This is a genomic window from Mesorhizobium sp. M7A.F.Ca.CA.004.04.2.1, assembly GCF_004022825.1.
Classification (GTDB): domain Bacteria; phylum Pseudomonadota; class Alphaproteobacteria; order Rhizobiales; family Rhizobiaceae; genus Mesorhizobium.
This window is the reverse complement of the sequence record NZ_RZPH01000541.1, coordinates 1-4,076: the sequence shown is the minus strand read 5'-3', so window position 1 is coordinate 4,076 and position 4,076 is coordinate 1. Positions and strand designations below refer to the sequence as shown.

Here is a 4,076-nt window from a genome sequence, read left to right as displayed (position 1 = left end):
CTGCCGAGCATCTCGAGCACAGCCGCGAGATCGATGTCCGCCGCTTCCGACACGATATAGGACACGCCGTCAGCGGCAAGCTCGGCCAAATGGCTGTCGGCGACGTCGCGCCCAAGCAGCACCACGACATGGTCGCCGCCGATGTCGGGTTTGGAAAAATGGAGCTTGCCCGAGGCATCGAGCGCCACGGCATAACTGCCCGCATCCATTTGCGCGAAATGATAGGGCCGGTCGACCTTGCCGACATTGGCTGGTGGGTGCGCGGCGGCCTTGCTCATCTCGGCCATGGTGACGCGGCCGACGATCCAGGCGTCAGCCGCGAGATCACTGTGGATATGTTCGTAGAGGCTCGACCACTCCGCCCGGGTCCCGTCCGGACTTGTCGTGTAGCGGCTTGGATGAAGGCTGCCGTCGAGTGATGCGAGCATATGGCAGACGATTTGCGGCTTCATACGGGTTCTCCAGATCACAAAAACTTCGCGAGTCAGTCCAAGGTAGTGCCGGGCAGAGGGAATGGAAGCCAAGCATCTCAGGGAGATGTTGCCCACGCTGCAAACCAAAATCCGACAATTCCGATAAATTGCCCGGCACCTCTGTTATATCGAGGTTGCACAAATGGTTGACCCTGGGTTAGCATCCCCAGGCAGGCGTCGGTGGGAGGCTCTTTTTACAGCGGCGGCCAGCTGGAGCGGCATGCGTTTTCGGGCGCAGGGAGGATGCTCCACACTTTGAACCGACGCATGATCCTTCCTGAAACCGATCCCGGTTTTCGGGGTCGTGCGTTCTTGTGGAGGAGGATCCCATGAACAGACGTGAATTCCTGCTGTCGTCCGCGGCTTTCGGCGCCATGATGGTCGCCGCGCCCTCGGTGTTTGCGCAGGACAAGCTCACCATCCTTGGCTCGGTGCCCAGTCTCGGCTTTCCGTTCTTCGTGCACATGCTGAACGAGATCAAGGCGGAAGCCGCCACGCAAGGCGTCAATTTGACCGAAAGCGACGGCCAGAACTCGGCCACCAAGCAGACCGCCGACATCGAGGCGGCCTTGGTGCAGAAGGTCAACGCCATCGTCATCTCGCCGCTCGACGTCAATGCGCTGGCGCCGGCCATCGAGGAAGCGGTCAAGGCCGGCGTTCCCGTGGTGACGATCGACCGCCGTGTCGACGGCGTCGAGGGCATCCTCGCCCATGTCGGCGCCGATAACGTCAAGGGCGGCGAGGCGGAAGCCAACGCGGTGGTGGCGGCGTTCCCCAACGGCGCCAAGCTGTTCCATCTGCAGGGCCAGCCCGGCGCCGGTCCGGCGATCGACCGCAACAAGGGCGTGCACAATGTGCTCGATCCGCTGAAGGACAAGTACCAGATCGTCTTCGAGCAGACCGCCAACTTCGCCCGCGCCGAAGCGCTGTCGGTGACCGAAGCCGGCCTTGCCGCCAACGGCAAGCCGGACGCCATCGTCTGCGCCAATGACGACATGGCGCTCGGCGCCTTGGAGGCCTGTGCGGCGCGCAACTTCACCGACGTCAAGATCTACGGTTTCGACGCGCTGCCGGAAGCGCTGGTCGCGGTGCGCGACGGCAAGCTTGCGGGCACCGTCGAGCAGTTTCCCGGCGAGCAGTCGCGCACCGCGGTGCGCATCGCGGTGGCCTTTGCCAAGGACAAGACCGAGCCGAAGGAGAAGCTGGTGCTGCTGACGCCGATCGTCATAGGCAAGGACAATCTCGACAAGGCGGAGCGGATTGGCGAGACGAAGTAGGGGTTTGGCGGGGATCGGCCGATTGGCAAAGCCGGCGGGACAGCGCTCCCCTCTGTCCTGCCGGACAGAGGGGGGCGTTCAAGCGCTGACAGGCGACATCAACTGCATGGAAGGAGCCACCCTTGCCGCCAGCCGCTGAAGCCGCATCGTCCGAACCCATCCTGCTTGCCGTCGAAGGCATCACCAAGCATTTCTCGGGCGTCACCGCGCTCAGCGACGTCTCGCTCGATATCCGCCCCGGCGAGATCCTCGGCCTGCTCGGCGAAAACGGGGCCGGCAAGTCGACGCTCTTGAAAATCCTCTCGGGCGTCATGCCGCCGTCGGGCGGCCGCATCACTTTCGACGGTGCCGATTATCATCCATCCAGCCCGCAGGATGCCAAGCGGCTCGGCATCGTCACCATCTACCAGGAGCTCAGCCTGATCCCGACGCTGACGGTGGCGGAAAACATCTTTATCGGCCGCGCGCCGACCGGTCCGCTCGGGCTGGTCAGCTGGAGGCGGATGGAGCAGGACTCCCGCACGATCGTCGCCCGCGTCGGCCTCTCCATCGATCCGATGACGCCGGTGTCGGCGCTGTCGGTGGCCGAACAGCAACTGGTCGAGATTGCCCGCGCCCTGTCGCTGAAAAGCCGGCTGATCATCATGGACGAACCGACCTCGGCGCTGACCGAGACCGAGGTGCAGCGGTTGCTGTCGATCATGGACCGGCTGCGCAAGGACAAGGTCGCCATCATGTTCGTCACCCACCGGCTGGAGGAAGCCTCCGCCATCTGCGACCGCATGACGGTGCTGCGCGATGGGCGGCTGGCCGGGCATCTCGACCGTGAGGGTGGACCGATCGCCCTGCCCAAAATCATCGAGAAGATGGTTGGCCGCGCGGCGTCCGAGCTCTACGCCCGGCCGGCGCAACGCGCGGTGGCCGGCGATGTCGTGCTGTCGGTGCGCGGCCTGCGCACCGTGCGCGATCCCGAAGCGCCGCACGCCATCGTGCTCGACGGCGTCGACATCGACCTCAAGGCCGGTGAAATCCTCGGCGTTGCCGGGCTTGTCGGGTCGGGCCGCACCGAGCTGGCGCGCGCCATCTTCGGCGCCGACCGTATCGCGGCCGGCACCATCACGCTCGATGGCAAGCCGATCGCCCCGGCATCGCCCGCAGACGCCATTGCGCTCGGCATCGGCCTGCTGCCGGAGGACCGCAAGCACCAGGCGATCTTTGCCGCGCTGGGCATCCTGCCGAATTTCTCCATCGCTTCGCTGGGCAGCTTCAGCAACGGTTTCGGCTTCATGGCCGAGCGGCGCGAGCGCGATGCGCTGTCCGGGTTTCGCAAAATGCTGTCGATCCGCATGGCTTCGGCCGAGCAGGCTATCGAAGGCCTGTCGGGCGGCAACCAGCAGAAGGTGATCCTGGCGCGCTGGCTGGCGCGCGATCCGAAAGTGCTGATCGTCGACGAGCCGACGCGCGGCGTCGATGTCGGCGCCAAGACCGAGGTGCACCAGATCCTGGTGCAGCTTGCGGCGCGCGGCATTGCGGTGATGATGATTTCGTCCGAGCTGCCCGAGGTGCTTGCAGTGTCGGACCGCATCGTCACCATGCGCCGGGGCCGCATCACCGGCCAGATGCCGGGCGTCGAGGCAAACGAGGAAAGACTGATGGAACTGATGGCACTCGACCGCAAGGAGACACTATGAGCGTGGCGGGGGAACAGGATCAGCGCGGCGGCATCAACTTCGCGCGGCTTTTGATGAGCTTCGGGCCGCTGCTGTTCCTGGTGGCGCTGATCATCGTCTTCACCGTGCTGAAGCCGAGCTTCATGGACCCGATCAACCTGTTCAACATCACAAGGCAGATCTCGATCACCGGGCTGATCGCGCTCGGCATGACCTTCGTCATCCTCACCGCCGGCATCGACCTGTCGGTCGGTTCGCTGCTCGCCTTCTGCGGTATGGTCGCCGCCGTGGTCGCCAAGGGTGGCTCCGCCAACACGCTGTCGCTGTCGACGAGCGGCACGCAAGGATTCGGCTGGTTCGCAGCACTCTTGGCCGCCGTCGTTGTGGGCGCTGCTGCCGGCGGGGTGCAAGGGCTTGTCATCACCCGGCTGAAAGTGCCGCCCTTCGTCGTTACGCTGGGCGGGCTGACGGTGTTTCGCGGGCTGACGCTGACCATCTCAAACGGCGGCCCGATCTCGGGCTTCGACGCCTCGATGCGCTGGTTCGGCACCGGGCTGATCGGCCCCGTGCCGGTGCCGGCGCTGATCTTCGCCGCGGCCGCCATCCTGTGCCATATCGTGCTGCGCTACACGCGCTACGGGCGCGCTGTCTACGCC

Annotated in this window: 3 protein-coding genes and 1 pseudogene; 3 read left to right on the top strand and 1 reads right to left on the bottom strand. The window is 65.2% G+C overall.

Annotation, left to right across the window (positions count from 1 at the left end; translation table 11 throughout):
• Window positions 1–452 (bottom strand): annotated as a pseudogene (locus EN893_RS22045) (riboflavin deaminase); the annotation flags it as partial.
• A gap of 350 nt (window positions 453–802) precedes the next feature.
• Here EN893_RS22045 and EN893_RS22040 point away from each other — a divergent pair.
• The 3 genes from EN893_RS22040 to EN893_RS22030 all read left to right on the top strand — a co-directional run.
• Complete coding sequence (locus EN893_RS22040) at window positions 803–1,750, top strand: substrate-binding domain-containing protein (protein ID WP_127267205.1); 948 nt, start codon at window positions 803–805, stop codon at window positions 1,748–1,750.
• Between the two features lie 122 nt (window positions 1,751–1,872).
• Entirely contained in the window at window positions 1,873–3,441 is a 1,569-nt protein-coding gene (locus tag EN893_RS22035) for a sugar ABC transporter ATP-binding protein (protein ID WP_127272662.1), read from the top strand.
• A partial coding sequence (locus tag EN893_RS22030; RefSeq protein ID WP_164751608.1) for an ABC transporter permease occupies window positions 3,438–4,076 on the top strand: 639 nt, incomplete at its 3' end. The genes EN893_RS22035 and EN893_RS22030, both read left to right, overlap by 4 nt.

Coding starts and splice junctions, on each gene's coding strand:
- EN893_RS22040 (WP_127267205.1), top strand. CDS start 803: ATGAACAGACGTGAATTCCTGCTGTCGTCCGCGGCTTTCGGCGCCATG.